This is a genomic window from Rhodoferax lithotrophicus, assembly GCF_019973615.1.
Lineage (GTDB): Bacteria > Pseudomonadota > Gammaproteobacteria > Burkholderiales > Burkholderiaceae_C > Rhodoferax > Rhodoferax lithotrophicus.
The window spans coordinates 2,402,533-2,419,181 of the sequence record NZ_AP024238.1 but is presented as its reverse complement, the minus strand read 5'-3'; the positions used below and the strand labels follow the sequence as shown (position 1 = coordinate 2,419,181).

Here is a 16,649-nt window from a genome sequence, read left to right as displayed (position 1 = left end):
GTTCTCAAAAAAATCAGAATTTATAAAGGCAGGTTATTTCTTTTGATGGAGTGAGCACACGCGGTGATATCCTTCGAAGAAGCTCTTTACGGTTTCGCCATCGTTGCCACCGGTTCGCTTACCCTCCCAAGGAATTAGGCCTTTGGCGTCATCCTTGGCGGTGTGACCCCAATAATCGCTGGACAGATTGAGAAGTGCCTTGTCAGAGGGAAAATCGACCTGTGGGACCTCCGTCCATGCCCCACCAGACCATTTCAAAAACTGGGCCAGATATTGAGTTGGTGGTTTGTCTGCACAAAACAAAAGAGATCGATCACCAACATAGAGAACAAGATAAGCAACACCATTGAAAATCTCGAATGCAATTGGGTGGCGGATACTGACATCACTCATCTCATGCTTCCAAGTTATTCCCATAGGTTCATATTTAAATTCCGTAGAAATGTCACTGCCACGGGACGCATTCGGAAACCCACCCGCGTACGCGGTGGCCTTGCGCCTAACAATGACGGTGCGGCCATCAAATAGCCGGACTTCTTCTTTCCATTCGGCGATGTCGATCTTTTTACCGTTGTGCGTTACTTGAGTGGATAGGGTTGGTTGCATGGCATTGACGATTTGTGGGGTTCTGTCGCAGCCGACGCTTGCGAGTGCGGCGACGCTGCATAGTGGGATGAGCCATTTAGACATTTGAAAATTCTCCGTTGTCGGTGCTGGAATGACGCCGCACGCTATTCATGCGGAACCCCAATTCTTTGTACCTCATCAGCCACATAGAACCTGCGTGATCGCCTTTAATGTTTAAGTGTTTACGTCGCCGTCGTAAACACGGTTCTTCGCCCCACAGCTTGTCTGTACCATCACCTCCGAGCAAGATGTCATAGCCCCCGCCGCCCAGTAGCGTGTCATCACCCGAGCCACCATCAAGGTGGTCATTGCCGTGGAACGCTAGGGCCAGTTGCGCCACCTCCGCATCGCCCGACAGGACATCGTTGCCGTCTCCACCATCCAGGTAATCATCAGCGTGGAATTGTCCGGCCAGATACGGTGTGTCCATGTCACCCTGCCCGCCGCGTAGTACATCAGCACCTGCACCACCAATAGCCAAGTCGTTGGCGACGGTGCTTTCCTGCCAATTCATGGCTCCGCTGCCGGTTTGCACATGCCAGGCTGTGGCGTTGGCGATTTCTGATCCGCCCACAAAGGGGTCGTCACCGGTTGCGGTGCTGGAGGCGGCTGTTTTAAGGAGTGGCAGGCTTTTGAGCGTGGCGGGGTTGATGTCTTTTAGATCGAAGTAGATGGCACCCGATGTCAAGGTGAAGAATTGCTTGGCGTTGGTTGCCTCCTTGTTGTTGTTGTAATCCATGGCAGTCACTGTCAGGGACTTTTGCCAACGGGCATTGGCTATAGTCCCGTCCGTGGACGTCATACGCCCGAGATCAGCTACAAATTTGTCCAAAAATCTCGTACTGGACGAAGTGGTCTGCACACCCGCAGCGCCCAGTTCCTGGCGCAGCAACCTTTCAATAAAATTTTGATCTGGCGTGTCACCCATGCCGTCGATCTGGTCGTTGTCCAGGCCGCCTTGCACGCGGTCATCACCGGCGCTGGCGATCACGCTGTCGGGCTCCACAATCACATCGCCCTCGTTATCCACAATGCAAGTGTCGTCAGTCCGTCTTCTTAAACATCGTTTTAACCTCTCACAAAAAAATCCCCCTCTAGCGCCCAATGGATGCGCACAACCAGCTATTAAATTCATAGTTTTTAATCTCCTGTAGTTAACCGTGTATCCGCGCCCCATGACACCTACTACCGCTCCCGCAAACTCTCACTCCCCGCCCTCTGCACCGGACTCAGCAGGTACTCAATGATCCGTCTCTGCCCGGTCTTGATCTCCGCCGTGATGTTCATCCCCGGGCTCAAGGGAATGCGCTTGCCGTCGATCAGCATGTCGCGCTGACTCAGGGTCAGAATGGCCGGGTAGTAACTGCCCTTCTTGTCATCGGTCACCGCATCTGCCGTGACCACATCCACCCTGGCATCAACCGTGCCGTACTTGGTGTAGGCAAAGGTCTCCAGCTTCACCGCAGCCAGCTGGCCCGCATTCACAAAGCCAATGTCCTGGTTGGCAATGCTCACCTCGGCCGTCACCGTGGGGCTGTCGGGCACGACGATCATCAAAGGCTGGGCGCTGGTGACCACCCCACCCACCGAGTGCACCGCCAGTTGCTGCACGATGCCGTCCACCGGGGCGGTGAGCTGGGTTTGGCGTTCACGCTGCGTGGCTTTGGCGGAGTCGGCTTGCAGTTGGCTGTGTTTGCTACTGGCCTGGGCCAGGCGTTCGCTTAAGGATCGCTGGGTGTCGGTTCGGTAAGCGGCTTTGGCTTGCTCGGTCTCTGCGGCAGTGGACTGCACTTCAGCCAGCCGGGCGCGTTGCACGGCCAGGTCGCGCTCCAGTTCGATGCGATCCCGGGTTTTGTCCTGGGTGGCGTGGCCGGACATGAAGCCTTGGGCGACCAGGGTTTTGAAGTCCGCCTCTCGCGCTTGCGCCATGGGCAGGGTGGCTTCCAGTTTGGCGATGCTGGCTTTGACGGTAGCCATTTCGGCCTGGCGGCGGTTCGCTTCGGCATCAAGCTTGGCGAGTTTGGCGCGGATGTCTTGCCATTCGGATTGCAATTGGGCCTGGATGGATGGGGCCAGTGTTGGACTGGGTTTATAGGCTAAATAGGGCTCTAGCGCAGTATTGATCTGCGCAGGAAGCTCTGAATTTGAGAGTGCCTTGAGCAGGGCTCTGGTGCGCATGATTTCCGAGGCCTGGGTGTGCAGCTGTTCTTGCACGTTGGCACTGTCGGCGCTGGCCATGGTGGGATCCAATTCGACCAGCACTTGGCCTGCGGTGACCCTATCGCCGTCTTTGACCCGTACCTTTTTGACGATGCTGGCTTCCAGCGGCTGGATAACTTTGGTGCGCTCGCTGACGATGATGCGCCCAGGGGCCACGGCGACGATGTCAACCTGGCCAAAGTAGGCCCAGACCAGGGCGATGACAAACAAGGCCATCAGGCCATAGGCAAGGCGGCGCGGGGCTGGGTGCACCGGGGTTTCCACCAGACTCAGGGCGGCTGGAAGAAAAGCGACTTCATCAGCCAGGCGGCTGGGGCCCGCCAGCTCGGCGCGGTGGACCCAGGCATGCTGGAAGATGGCTTTGTAGCGGGAGAGGAGTTCGCGCAGGGGGTGTTGGGTCTTCATGCGCTGACTTCTTCTTTCTCTTCTTCGGTAGGCCGCCCGCCATCCTGCATGCGCCACAGGTGGGCGTAGAGGCCTTGGGGGTGTTTGACCAAGGTGTCATGGGGCCCGGCTTCGACTATTCGGCCTTTGTCCATGACGATGATGCGGTGGGCGTGGCGCACGGCAGACAGGCGGTGGGCAATGATCAGCACGGTGCGGCCTTGGCAGATGTGGGCCATGTTCTTCTGGATGATGGCTTCACTCTCGTAGTCCAGGGCGCTGGTGGCTTCGTCCAGGATCAGGATGCGCGGGTTGGTGAACAGGGCACGCGCGATGGCGATGCGCTGGCGTTGGCCGCCACTTAAGGAGCCACCCTGTTCACCGACCACGGTGTCATAGCCTTCGGTGAGTTCGCTGATGAAGTCGTGGGCACCTGCCAGTTGGGCCACGCGCATCACCGCTTCAATGGGGGCTGCCGGGTCGGTGATGGCGATGTTCTCCCGCACACTGCGGTTGAACAGCAGGTTTTCTTGCAAGACGACACCGACTTGGCGGCGCAGTTGTGCGGCATCGATCAGGCTGATGTCGATACCGTCCACCAACAGCCTGCCGCCCTCTGGCGTGTACAGGCGCTGCACCAGCTTGGTCAGGGTGCTTTTGCCCGAACCTGAGCGGCCGACGATGCCGATGATTTCACCGGGCCTGATGTCCAGGCTGACGCTGTTCAAGACCGGGGTGCTTTCAGGGCGATAGCGAAAGCTGATCTGGTCGAGGGTGATGCGGCCTTTGAGGGCCGGCAACTGGGCGGTGCTGCTGGGGGGTACTTCGGTGCGGGTGTTGAGAATGTCGCCCAGGCGGGCTACCGAGATACCGGTTTGTTGAAAATCTGTCCAAAGTTGGGCCATCCGCATGATGGGTTGCGACACTCTTTGGGCAAACATGTTGAAGGCGACGAACTGGCCGACCGTCAAACCGACACCGGTGACGACATCGTTGTTCATCACCAGGTGGGCGCCGTACCAGAGGGTGGCGGCATTGACCAGCTTGCCAATCAGGTTGACAGCTTCGTGGGCCACGGTGGCGAGGTTCTGGGTTTTGAAGCTGGCAGAGACATAGGCGGCCAGCTGGTTGTCCCAGCGTTTGCAAAAGGCAGGCTCCAGCGCGGTGGCTTTGACGGTCTGGATGCCCGTGACGGTTTCGACCAGCATGGACTGGTTCTCGGCCCCTCGGGCAAACTTGACATCCAATCTGCTGCGCAGGATGGGGACAACTGCCAGGCTCAGACCAAAGTACAGCGGCAAACTGACCAGCACGATGAGTGTCAGCGGTACGCTGTAGAAGAACATCACCCCAATAAAGACGATGGAGAAGAACACATCCAGCAGCACGGTCAAGGCATTACCGGTGAGAAAGCTGCGGATGTTCTCCAGCTCGCGCACCCGGGCCACCGAATCCCCCACCCGGCGGGTCTGGAAGTAGGCCAGGGGCAGTTGCACCAGGTGGCGAAACAAGCGGGCACCGAGCTCGACATCGATGCGGCTGGTGGTGTGGCTGAAGACGTAGGCACGCAGGGCATTGAGCACACTCTCGAAGATGACGACGATGACCAGTCCGATGACGAGCACGTCCAGCGTGGTCATGCCTTTGTGGACGAGAACTTTGTCCATGACCACCTGGAAGAACAAAGGCGACACCAGGCCAAAGAGTTGCAGCATGAAAGAGATCAACAGCACTTCACCGAGTAGCTTGCGGTACTTGACCAGCGCGGGGATGAACCATGAGAAGTCAAACTTGGCCAGTGCACCGGCCAAGCTGGCGCGGCTGCTGATCAAAATGAGTTGGCCGGTCCACTGGCTGGCAAAGACTTCAACCGGTTCGATGGTCGGACGACCAGTGCTACCTTGCGCAAAATCCTGGAGCAGCACCCGTTTGCCGTCGCTTTGGGCCAGTACCACCACTCGCAAACTATCGTCATCCGAACGCATCAGGGCCAGTGCAGGCAAGGGAATCAGGGCCAGACGCTCTGGTGTGCTGCGACTGAGCTTGGCTTTGAGGCCAAGGTGCTGGGCGGCTTGCAGCAGGTCAGGTGTGGTGAGCGGTTCACTGCTGGAGAGACCCAGCTGGTGCGCCAGGGTGGCCGGGTCAGCGGCGGTTTGGTGCAGACGAGCTATGGCGCACAGGGCATCCAGAGCAACACCTTCATTTTTTGCTTTTGCTGTCACTAAATCATCCCTGAAGTCCCCGCATTTGCTGGGCTGCTTTAAATTATTAAAAAATGTAGCAGGCGTAACAATGTGTGACCATCCCCCAAACGGGGGATATTTGCGCATCAAATCATTTGAAGTGATCTTGGCTGGAGAAATGGTGTGCCTTGTGAATGTATGTCTTGGGACAGTTGACCAAGGCGGGGATAATCCCGCCCCATGTCACTCCTCCCCCACCAACTTGAACTCCTGGCCCCGGCACGTGATGCCGCCATTGGCATCGAAGCCGTCAACCACGGGGCCGATGCGGTCTACATTGGTGGGCCGGGCTTTGGTGCCCGCTCCAGTGCCGACAACAGCGTCGAAGACATTGCCCGGCTGGTGGCACACGCACACCGCTTCAGCAGCCGGATTTTTGTCACCCTGAACACCATCCTGCGTGACGACGAGCTGGAACCGGCCCGCCAACTGGCCTGGCAACTCTATGACGCGGGGGTGGACGCGCTGATCATTCAGGACATGGGGCTGCTGGAGCTTGATCTGCCACCGATCCAGTTACACGCCAGCACCCAGTGCGACATTCGCAGCCCCGAGAAAGCGCGTTTTTTACAGGATGTGGGCCTGAACCAGATGGTGCTGGCGCGGGAGCTGACGCTGGAACAAATTGCCGCCATTCGCGCCGCCACCGACCCGACACGCAGCACGCTGGAGTTTTTTGTGCACGGTGCGCTGTGTGTGGCCTACAGTGGCCAGTGCTACATCAGCGCCGCCCACACCGGGCGCAGTGCCAACCGGGGCGAATGCAGCCAAGCCTGCCGCCTGCCCTACCAGGTGGTGGACGACAAGGGCCGTTTTGTGGCGCATGACAAACATGTGCTCTCGATGAAAGACAACAACCAGAGCGCCAACCTTGCCGCACTGGTGGATGCGGGCATTCGCAGCTTCAAGATCGAGGGCCGCTACAAAGACATGGCCTATGTGAAAAACATCACCGCCCATTACCGCAAGCTGCTTGATGAATTGATAGAAGAGCGCCAGCACGGTGACAACCCGCTGGCCCGCGCCAGCAGCGGCCACACCACCTTCACCTTCACGCCCGACCCCAACCAAAATTTCAACCGCGAGTTCACCGACTATTTTGTCAATGGTCGCCAGGACGATATTGGCGCGTTTGACACGCCCAAAAACCCAGGTCAGTCGATTGGCTATGTCACTCAGCTCGGCCCCAACTGGGTGGAACTGGAGCTCAGCCACAAAACCACCGAGCTGCACAACGGCGATGGCCTGTGTTACTACGACTTGCAAAAAGAACTGGTCGGCCTGGCCATCAACCGCGCCGAGCTCCTGAGCGCCCGCAAAGGCCTGTGGCGCGTGTTCCCCAAAGATGCCCTGGCCACACTGAAAGACCTGCGCAAAGGTGTGGAAGTGAACCGCAACCGCGACCTGAACTGGCTGCGCGCGCTGGACAAAAAGAGCAGTGATCGGCGCATCAGCGTGTGGGCGCACCTGCAGGTGCTGGCCGACACGGTGCAACTGACACTGACCGATGAAGACGGCCACAGCGCCACGGCCACCACGCCTTGGCCGAAAAGCGAACGCCAGCGGGCGCAGGATCAGGCCGAGGCCTTGGCCCACATCCGCAGTCAACTGAACCGCCTGGGCAATACGATTTTTATAGCTGCTTGCGCAGATGGATCAAGCGCTACAGCCGATTTTGATCATTTATTTTTACCCGCCTCTCTGCTCAACCACCTGCGCCGTGATGCGGTGCTGGCGCTGGAGTCTGCCCGCGCCAGCGCCCTGCCCCGGCTGCCGCGTGCGCAGCCGATTGAGCCGCCGGTGCCTTATTTTGAAGATGCCTTGAGCTATCTGGCCAATGTGTTCAACCGGGCCGCCCGCACGTTTTACGCCCGCCATGGGGTGAAGGTGATCGATGCGGCCTATGAGTCGATTGAAGCCACCGGCAAGGTCAGCCTGATGATCACCAAACACTGCGTGCGCTTTTCCTTGAGCCTGTGCCCCAAGCAGGCCAAGGGCGTGATTGGTGTGCAAGGCCAGGTGCGGGCCGAGCCGCTGCAACTGATCAACGGCAAAGAAAAACTGACGCTGCGTTTTGATTGCAAGCCGTGTGAAATGCATGTCATGGGCAAGATGAAACCGGCGGTGGCCAAACAATCACGCGCCGAGCTGACCACGGCCCGCGCCCAACTGGCGGCGGGTGTGTCAATGACTTTCTACAAAACCCGTCCGGTCGACAACCCCATCGAGTTTGGGCACTGAATTGGGGCTGTCATCGACCACTGCGCGGTTACGACCCAGCGTTTTGGCTTGGTAGAGCCGCGCATCAGCTTCACGAAACAGGTCAACCACCTCGCCTTGCGCCGGGTTTTTCAGCGCACCCCCCACTGAAATACTCACCACGCCCCAGGCTTCATTCAGTTCATGGGCAATTGCCAGGCCATACACCGCCTTGACGATGCTGTTGGCCACTTTGAGGATCGACTGCGGGGTGGCGCGCGGCATGATCACTGAGAACTCTTCGCCCCCGTAACGGGCGGTAAACGCCCTGTGGGTCATGCCCAGTTGATTGGCATGGTGGATGGCGGCATCAATGGCATGGGCCACTTGGCGCAAACAATCGTCACCGGTTTGGTGGCCGTAGTGGTCGTTGTATTTTTTGAAATTATCAATATCAAGCATCAGCAAGCCAAAGGGCTGCTCACGGGCCTGGGCCTCCAGCCAAAGCTGGTCGGTGCGCACGTCCATGCTGCGGCGGTTGCATAAGCCTGTCAAACCGTCCTGGCTGGCCAGGTCCTGCAATTTTTGGTTGGCCTGGGACAGGCTTTTACGCAAACCGGCAATGCGGCTCATGGCCTTCATCTTGGCCTGCAACACCGGTTCCGGCACAAATTTGCTCATGAAATCGTCGCCGCCCGCCTCAATGGCAGTTACCAGGTTTTCCACCGTATCCGACGAGGTAAGAAAAATGACCGGTGTCCAAGCCCACTGTTTGGTGGCTTCAAAGGCTCGAATCCGGTTGGTGGCCTCAAAGCCATTCATGACGGGCATTTCAATGTCCATCAGCACCAGGTCTGGTGCGGCGCTGGCAAAAGCCGCTACCGCCTCTTGACCGTTGGCGGCATGCACCACGTCATAGCCGTAGCTGGCAAGGCGAGAAGTCATCACCATGACCACCGAGCGGGCATCATCCACCAGCAAAATTTTCATCCAACGTCCTTTATTTTGTAGATTCACCCTATCCAGCGGGAACGATAGGTATTGAAAAAACCGAGCCTTTTAATTTTCACATTGATACACCAGCAGTGCGTCAAGTTGCGCCAGTAAAGTGTCACGCAAACCATGTAATTCCGGCAACATGGCCAGTGCCTGGGCATTCCGTCCATTGGCTTGCTCGGCCACCATTTGAGTCGCCAAAGTGTGTACCTGCTGGTGCAAATCTTCCAATCGGCCAAACATGGGTACCCGATGAAAGTGATCCTTCCCAGGGCCATTCAACCATTGCCCAAAGTGGCACTGACGCGCATCCAGCGGCGGTGGGGCCAGACTTTCACCGCGCAAATGTGCGCCCATGGCTGCAATCCAGGCCCGGTGCTCGACGCGCCCATAAAGTACCGGCAAGGCTTCTTGCACAATCACCCGCTGCATGAGCCATTCAGTGGCCGGATGCCAGCTCTTTACCCAGTTGGACATCTCATGGGCTGGCATCGGTTTAGCGATACCGTACCCTTGGGCCAGCTCACAACCCAGTTGCAGCAACAAGGTGCCATGGGCCACGGTTTCGACACCTTCGGCAATGGCTTCGCGGCGAAAGGATCGGGCCAGACCAATGATGCCCTGCAAAATAGCCAGATCGTCGGTATCGCCCAGCATGTTACGCACAAAACTCTGATCAATTTTGAGCATATGCACCTGCAAGCGGCGCAGGTAAGTCAAAGATGAATACCCCGTGCCGAAGTCGTCCATGGCAAACATCACACCCAGTTTGCGGCAGTCTTCAATCACTTGCGAAACCCGCACCAAATCCTCCAGCGCACTGGTCTCAAGGATTTCAATGCCAAGGCTTGAGGGTGCTACCCCGGGGTGTTCAGCCAGAATGTCTTGAAGGCGGCTGACAAAACCTGATTGCTGCAGCTGGCGAGCGCCCACATTCACACTGACCGGCAGGTGCAAACCTTGGGCTTGCCAGCTTTCAATTTGATGTAAGGCCGTGTGAATGACCCATTCGCCCAACTCCACCGCCAAAGGATGGTTTTCAACCACAGGCAAAAACAAGTCCGGCACCATCAAACCGTCTTGTGGGTGTTGCCAACGAATCAACGCCTCGGCACCCACCACCGCACCGGTGCGCATATTGACTTTGGGCTGGTAAAACAACACAAATTCATGGTTGTCCAGCCCTTGGCGCATGCGCTCAATACTTTCGTGGTAGCTGCGAATGCCGTTGTCTTGTGCTGCATCAAAAAAGCTGTAACGGTTTTTGCCTGATACCTTAGCCTGGTACATGGCCTGATCAGCCTGGCGTAACAATTGATCGGCATCCAACTCCTGATCCTGGGGGTAAACCGTGACGCCCAAACTGGCAGAAACCTGCAGCACCTTGTGGTCGACCATCAGGGGCTGAGAGGCCGCGCTGAGTAATCGCCGGAGCATGGGCACACTGGCCTGGGCATCGTCAAGTTCACCGATTACCGCTACAAATTCATCACCACCAATCCGTGCCAGGGTGTCCCCTTCGCGCAGCGACTGCTTCATGCGCGAGGCCAAGGAGATCAATAATTGATCACCCGCCTCATGCCCATGGGTGTCGTTGACGGTTTTAAAACCATCCAGATCCAGAAACACCACTGCCAGTTTTTTCCCCCGGCGCTGCTCTTGCAACATGCCCTGATGCAGCCGGTCAGCCAGCAGCACGCGGTTGGGCAAATTGGTCAGCGCATCAAAGTGGGCGATGTGGTCCAGTTGCTCCTGGTGTTCCTTGATATCCGTGATGTCAGAGAACAGGGCCACGTAATGTTCAGGTGCACCGTGGGCATCACGCACCGCAGAAATGGTGAGCATCTCGGCAAAAAAATCACCATTTTTACGCCGGTTCCAAAGCTCGCCATACCAATGTCCCTTCTGAGACAGTTGCTGCCACATGTTGTTGTAGAACTCGATACCTTGGCGACCCGAACTCCAGATGCGCGGATTTTGGCCCAACACCTCTTCGCGCTGATAGCCTGTGATGCGGGTAAAGGCATTGTTGACATCCACAATACGGCCGTCGAGTTTGGCAATAAAAATACCTTCGCGTGCATGGCTGAACACACTGGCCGCCAGATGAATTTTTTCATCTGCCTTTTTTTGCCGTTCGATCAGTTTGATCTTGTGCAGCGCCATGTTGACTTGCCGACTCAATGCATCCAGGAAATCAAGTTCTTGTCCGCTCCAGTGCCGAAGATTAAACACCTGATTAAGAACCAACAGGCTATAGCCGGTTTCATCAAAATTAAACGGATACCAAAGCAGGCTCTTGATGTGTAATTTTTGATGCAGCATGTGTGCAGAACCATCCGCCTGCAAATGAGGACTGACATCGTCAAAGTGACTGATGATGGCTTGCTTGCTACGCTGCAAGGCCAGGTCTGCACCGATAAAGAATGACAAAGGGTAGCTGCCAAGACTTGATGTGAGCTCAGTCTGTAATGGATTAAGCCACTCACATAAACCCGTCACGAGTTGTTTGTCAAAAGAGACCTGGTAGATCAGGACTCGGTCAAGCGACAGTGTTTGTCCAACGACCCGGGTGGTGGCCTGCAAGATGGTCGCATCATCGTCATTCTCAAGAATAGTCTGTGCCAGAAGATTAAGCGCTTGACCAAATTGCAGTTGCTGTTTGAACGCCTGTTCAGTCTGCTTGCGTGACGTGACATCACGGGTCACCGCCAATTGCACTGTTTGGTGGCCGGTCTGCATGGGTACGGCATGTGTTTCAAGCCAGCGTCGCCCGCCCTTGAGACCCAAAACTTCAAATTCCATTTCAACGGATTCACCCGCAAGTACCCGTTGGTGCATTTTGTAAAACGCCTCACGGTACTCCGGTGCAATAAGATCCTGCACCGGCTTACCAACCACTTGCTCTTGATCATCGGCCTCAATCATCTTCAAGCCAGCCGGGTTCATTTGAGTCAAAAGACCCTCTGCATCCACAATCTTGATGCATTCCGGTTCGTTGAAAATGATGGCACGAAGGTGTGACTCACTTTCTCTGAGCCTGAGTTCCATTTCCTTGCGCTCGGAAATATCAGTGTGGCTGATGACCGCTCCGCCCCGAGCCTCTATGCCCAAGGGAGATACCCGCATTTTGAACCAGCGTTGCTGTGTAGGTGAATGGCATGGATACTCCATGCTGAAAGTGGGTAAATGCCCCTCCAGCACGTCGTGAATCCCCGTCAAGGCCTGTCTCGCGCCACCGGCATCAGGTGAACTCAAGTCGCAGACCCTTTGGCACACCTCAATGTAGTTGCTTCCTATATCAATGCTTGTCGGTAAAGCCCCATTAACCAAGCGATTTTCATTGGCAAAGCGTATCCATGGCTTATTGACGGCCAGGATCACCCCGGTGCGATCAATCACCACAATTTCAGCGACCAGCGAATTCAGGATAGTGCGTTTAAGTGCTTCGCTTTGTATCAACGTGCTTTGCGAATGCAGCAATTCATTCTTGGTTTGATCAAGCTCATCCAGGCGACTTTTAAGTTGGTTCCGTTGAGCGATCACATCCTTGCGCAAAGCATCGCGTTCAAGCAGATTGTGTATACGTTGGCGAGCTATTTCAACATTGATGGGCTTGGTAATAAAGTCTGCAGCGCCCAATGCCAAGCCCTTGGATTCAGACTCGATTTCGGTCAATGCACTGACAAAAACCACTGGAATATCTTTTAGCAACACATGTGCCTTGATCTGTCGACATGTCTCAAAACCGTCCATATCGGGCATCATGATGTCCAGCAGGATCAGGTCAGGCGGCATTTCAAGTGCCAGCGTCAAACCCATGGCCCCAGAAGTGGCAATTTGCAATTCAAAATCCGGCTCCAGTGCCATGCCCAGTGTCAATAAATTGGCGGGGCTGTCGTCAATGGCCAGAATGAGAGGCTTTGGATTAAGCATAGGGTATTCTGATCAGCATGAAGTAACACATTACTTCATGGATATCGGCTTCCAACCAGGCTCCTTGTATCAGGGCATTTGAGTTCTTGCAATTTGGCATGTGCCTTGGACTTATTGTGAATCAACAAGGCTTCACTTCACTGACACATGAAACAAATTGTGGCTGATAAAGCGGACTGAAAGTGGGTACAAAAAATTGCCCCTAAATTGCACCCACTTTGGGGGATAGATGAGCTGTTATGGAGCAGCGACTTACAGTTCGGAATTCAGGTTTTCCGCACTGACCAGACTCCCTGCCATTTGATTTAACCGTGTTTGGACAAATTCAAACCGCATGTCTTTGAGTGCCAGTTGCAAGGCATGAATATCATCTGCAATAGTTGTTCCCGCCACAAGCGGAATCAGTTTCTCAAAACAAGGGATAGCGGCAAACTTGTGTTGTTCCAGCAACGGTATAAGTTCTGCCACCACGGCCTTAAAGGCTTTCACATCCAGGATGTGATGACTTGCGAGTTCCAAGCACTTTCGCGTCGCCGTTTTGCTCGACAGGTAATTGTCAAGGGCCGCCACCAAGTCCGTCATGGCAATCGGCTTGGTCAGAAACCCGTCCATACCCACATCACGGGAACGCTGGCGGTCTTCTTCAAAGGCATCGGCAGTCAAAGCAATGATGGGTAAACGAGATTGACCGGACTCGTACTCCCATTGACGGATTTGCTCAGTGGCGGCGTAACCATCAAGCACCGGCATTTGCAGATCCATCAAAATAATGTCAGGTTGCTCACCTTCACGAATAGCTTGTACTGCTTGCTGCCCATTGGAGGCAACCGTGTGAGTCAGGCCCAGTTGTGTCAAAAGTGCACCAATCACCATGCAATTCACCGGGTTGTCTTCAACGACCAGCACTTTGCCATGCAGCTGATGCGCTTGAGTGGGTGCCCGGTTTCCGGCCATCATGCTTACAGCACTGGATAGAGCCTCTTGCTGTGGCTCAAGCACTTCAACATGTACACGAAACCAGAAACGCGAACCTTCCCCCAACTTGCTTTGCAGACCCACATCCCCGCCCATGGCATGTGCCAATGTGCTCACAATCGACAGTCCCAGGCCCGTACCACCAAATTCTCGGGTGGTCGAGCTGTCGGTTTGGGAGAACGGTTTGAACAGCAAGTCAAGCTTTTCAGGCGCGATGCCAATCCCCGAGTCACTTACCGAAAACTCCAGTAAGGCCGTGGCGGTATCCCGCTCAATCTCAGAACACTCCATGGAAATTTGACCTTGCCTGGTGAACTTGATGGCGTTGCCAACCAGGTTGGACAGCATTTGGCGCAAACGGTGTGCATCAGCTTGGTAGATTTGTTCGGCGGCACCATGCCACTGATTTTTCAACTGTAAATCTTTGGCGTGTGCAGCACCTTCAAACAACGACTGTATTTCAGTCAATAACGTGTCGGGTTTGAAAGCAACTCTTTCCAGTTGAAATTTTCCTGCTTCAATTTTGGATAAATCAAGAATGTCGTTCAGCAGACCAAGCAGGGTTTTGCCACTGGACAAAATGGTTTGAGCGTAATCCTGCTGCTTTTGGGGTGAAAGATTGGGCATCAGCAGCAGTTGTGCCATGCCCAAAATACCATTCATAGGGGTGCGAATTTCATGGCTCATGGTGGCCAGAAACCGGCTTTTGGCCAGATTGGCTGCCTCGGCATGGGTCTTGGCCAGACCCAACTCCTGTGTGACTTTGCGCTGAATCTGGAGTGCCAGCAGGTGATTGTTGTACCCCTGTATCAGTTGAAAAACCTCGTCTTTTGCAAGCCCGGTAGGCAACAGATCATGGGGTTCATCCGGGTTTTTGGCGATGGCCGCAAAACCATCGGAAACAGCCCTTATTGGCCAAACCACCGTTTTGGCAAAGTACCAGGTCAATATCCCCATGGCCGAAATGGCCAGCAAGACCAAACCAAAGGTGACCAAAGCCAGTTGGTTGATCTTTTGGGTCAGGCGTGCGCGTGGCGACAAAGTGATCAGCCAACCTTGTTGGGCTGTGGGTTGGACAGCCATGAGCATCTCTTGGCCATCCAATACCAAGCGGGTTACCGGCTTGGTTGATTTCACCAAAGCCAACATGGCTGGTGTCAAGGGCTGCCCAAAACGCTTGGTGTCCGCATGCAGCTCAATTTGCCCCCTGCGATCAAGCTTCATCAGTTGTGTGCCAGGTGCGAGTGTTATTCCTTCCAGATACCGGCGCATGATTTCGTCGTTAAGGTTGATCACCAGCAGGCCAATCACCTCTGATTTGCCACTGGAGGACGAAAAATAGTGAATGGCGCGCACCACACTGATAACCTTGGACTGGGCCGCATTCTGGTTTAAATTGGCATCAATACCGCGCCACAGAATCGGCGTTGGCGCAGACAACGCTTCTTGTAAAAGAGCATCTGCCACCGCTTTTTGAACCGGGCTAAAGTCCAGCGTCTGCCCGGCCTGGAAATGTGCACCACCGACAGAAAAAAGATGAATGGAATCAAGCCCTTTCACACGCACAAAGTTGTTCAGGATGTACCCCATTTGGGCACGCATCTCGAGTGCACTGAACGTATTGGACGCTGCAGCATCAACCTGCACCAAGGCCTGACCAATGGCTGGATCGCCCGCCAGATTGGTGGCCATGTCTTCAATCTGGCTTTGGTAAAGGCGCAAATACGACGAAAAACTGGCCAGTAAACGCGAGTTGTCTGATTCAGCCTGCTCAATCAGCACCTGTTTTGAAATGCCAAATGCGGTCAAACCCAATAAGACCAAAGGCAGTACACCTGCCAGAAGCAAAAAGGCCAGCATCTTGGCCGTTAAGTTAAAACGCCACGTCATCACTACAAACCCAACCACGCTACCCAATCAGGGGGCCGCGTGAGCGGTAACCAATCGGGTGTCAATCAGGGTCACTTCAGGTACCGTACTGCCATGTGCCAAACGATTGGCCAACGCAATGCCCTGGTAGCCCTGCTCGGCAGCCTGCTGGTCAATGGTGGCCAGCAAACGGCCGGATTTGATTTCAACCAGGGCCTCATCCAACGCGTCATAACCAACTATCTTGACATGGGTTCGACCACTTTCTTGCAGAAATTTGATGGCACCAATGGCCATCATGTCATTGGCGGCAAAAACCAGTTTGACATTGGGATGTGTGGAAAAAATAGCTTTGCTGACGCTGTAGCCTTCATCGATTTTCCAGTTGGCGGTCTCGGCAGCAACTACCTTGACCCACTTATTTTCTGAAAAAGCCCGACGTGCCCCTTGCGAGCGCTGCTGCGCATTGTCTGCGCTGCGAATGCCCTCAAGCATGGCCAATTCAGTGGGCACAGTGATGCCCTTCACCAGAAATTGCCCAACCTTGTAAGCACCGGCTTCATTGTCCACACTGATGAAGGGTATCGGTTTCAACCCGGCTTGCTTAACAGCCTCCTGATCCAACCGGTTGTCGATGTTGACAATTTTGATTCCCGCATCAACCGCTTTTTTCAGAGCCGGCACCAAGCGTTGTGAGTCTCCAGGGGCAATCACAATGGCATCTACCTTGTCAGTGATCAAATCGTCAACCAGCTGGATTTGCTGCTCGATGGAGGTTTCCTGTGCTGCTGTTTTAACCTTCAGGGTAATACCCAGCTCTTTTTCAGCCCGCCGAGCGCCTTTTTCCATTTCGACAAAAAATGGGTTAGTCAAGGTTTTCATGACCAATCCGATTTGTTTTTGAACTTTGGCGGGGGCCACTGCTGCGGGCATCTGAGCTGCCGTGGTCACGCTGGGAACGCTGGACTGTTCACACCCCTGCAAACTCAACCCAATAACAAGCGCAGGCAGAAAATGCAAGGGTTTCATGATGTCTCCAGAGAGTGTGAGTGATGAATTAAGACCAAGCCAATATAGCCAATGTTGTCTATCTGGTAATTGACTTGCATCATCTTTCCATGTCATCAACTCTCCTGATTTTTTACCACTTGAGTCCAAGTGTTGGCACTGACACCTGGGGATATTGGTTATCGCAATAAT

The 16,649-nt window shown here is 54.9% G+C and carries 9 protein-coding genes; 1 reads left to right on the top strand and 8 read right to left on the bottom strand.

The features are described from left to right. Window positions 1-33: 33 nt before the first annotated feature. The 4 genes from LDN84_RS11320 to LDN84_RS11300 all read right to left on the bottom strand — a co-directional run bounded on the left by LDN84_RS11320 (window position 34) and on the right by LDN84_RS11300 (window position 5,453). Entirely contained in the window at window positions 34-690 is a 657-nt protein-coding gene (locus tag LDN84_RS11320; RefSeq protein WP_223912635.1) for a hypothetical protein, read from the bottom strand. Next, window positions 683-1,618 carry a hypothetical protein gene (locus LDN84_RS22990; RefSeq protein ID WP_276572424.1) on the bottom strand — a complete coding sequence of 312 codons (936 nt, stop codon included), beginning with the start codon at window positions 1,616-1,618 and terminating at the stop codon, window positions 683-685. The genes LDN84_RS11320 and LDN84_RS22990 overlap by 8 nt, the downstream gene beginning before the upstream one ends. A 194-nt stretch (window positions 1,619-1,812) precedes the next feature. After that, window positions 1,813-3,252, bottom strand: coding sequence for an HlyD family type I secretion periplasmic adaptor subunit (locus LDN84_RS11305; RefSeq protein ID WP_223912633.1), 1,440 nt, complete (start codon window positions 3,250-3,252; stop codon window positions 1,813-1,815). Then, window positions 3,249-5,453, bottom strand: coding sequence for a type I secretion system permease/ATPase (locus tag LDN84_RS11300; protein WP_223912631.1), 2,205 nt, complete (start codon window positions 5,451-5,453; stop codon window positions 3,249-3,251). Before LDN84_RS11300 ends, LDN84_RS11305 begins: the two co-directional genes overlap by 4 nt. Window positions 5,454-5,654: 201 nt before the next feature. On the opposite strand from LDN84_RS11300, the gene LDN84_RS11295 reads away from it, so the two are divergent. Further along, window positions 5,655-7,715 (top strand): peptidase U32 family protein, encoded by a 2,061-nt coding sequence (locus LDN84_RS11295; protein ID WP_223912629.1) that lies wholly within the window; start codon window positions 5,655-5,657, stop codon window positions 7,713-7,715. On the opposite strand, the gene LDN84_RS11290 is transcribed toward LDN84_RS11295, so the two are convergent. The 4 genes from LDN84_RS11290 to LDN84_RS11275 all read right to left on the bottom strand — a co-directional run bounded on the left by LDN84_RS11290 (window position 7,659) and on the right by LDN84_RS11275 (window position 16,478). Further along, window positions 7,659-8,663, bottom strand: coding sequence for a GGDEF domain-containing protein (locus LDN84_RS11290; protein ID WP_223912621.1), 1,005 nt, complete (start codon window positions 8,661-8,663; stop codon window positions 7,659-7,661). The genes LDN84_RS11295 and LDN84_RS11290 overlap by 57 nt on opposite strands. A gap of 69 nt (window positions 8,664-8,732) precedes the next feature. Continuing rightward, on the bottom strand, window positions 8,733-12,605 hold the full coding sequence (locus LDN84_RS11285) for an EAL domain-containing protein (RefSeq protein WP_223912619.1): 3,873 nt from the start codon (window positions 12,603-12,605) through the stop codon (window positions 8,733-8,735). A gap of 252 nt (window positions 12,606-12,857) precedes the next feature. After that, window positions 12,858-15,470 (bottom strand): hybrid sensor histidine kinase/response regulator, encoded by a 2,613-nt coding sequence (locus tag LDN84_RS11280; protein WP_223912617.1) that lies wholly within the window; start codon window positions 15,468-15,470, stop codon window positions 12,858-12,860. Window positions 15,471-15,497: 27 nt separating this feature from the next. Further along, window positions 15,498-16,478 carry a sugar ABC transporter substrate-binding protein gene (locus tag LDN84_RS11275; protein WP_223912614.1) on the bottom strand — a complete coding sequence of 327 codons (981 nt, stop codon included), beginning with the start codon at window positions 16,476-16,478 and terminating at the stop codon, window positions 15,498-15,500. Window positions 16,479-16,649 lie beyond the last annotated feature (171 nt).

Excerpts from the sequence above, each read along its gene's own strand:
- LDN84_RS11320 (WP_223912635.1), bottom strand. The coding sequence starts at position 690 with ATGTCTAAATGGCTCATCCCACTATGCAGCGTCGCCGCACTCGCAAGC.
- LDN84_RS11305 (WP_223912633.1), bottom strand. The coding sequence starts at position 3,252 with ATGAAGACCCAACACCCCCTGCGCGAACTCCTCTCCCGCTACAAAGCC.
- LDN84_RS11295 (WP_223912629.1), top strand. The coding sequence starts at position 5,655 with ATGTCACTCCTCCCCCACCAACTTGAACTCCTGGCCCCGGCACGTGAT.
- LDN84_RS11290 (WP_223912621.1), bottom strand. The coding sequence starts at position 8,663 with ATGAAAATTTTGCTGGTGGATGATGCCCGCTCGGTGGTCATGGTGATG.
- LDN84_RS11285 (WP_223912619.1), bottom strand. The coding sequence starts at position 12,605 with ATGCTTAATCCAAAGCCTCTCATTCTGGCCATTGACGACAGCCCCGCC.
- LDN84_RS11280 (WP_223912617.1), bottom strand. The coding sequence starts at position 15,470 with ATGACGTGGCGTTTTAACTTAACGGCCAAGATGCTGGCCTTTTTGCTT.
- LDN84_RS11275 (WP_223912614.1), bottom strand. The coding sequence starts at position 16,478 with ATGAAACCCTTGCATTTTCTGCCTGCGCTTGTTATTGGGTTGAGTTTG.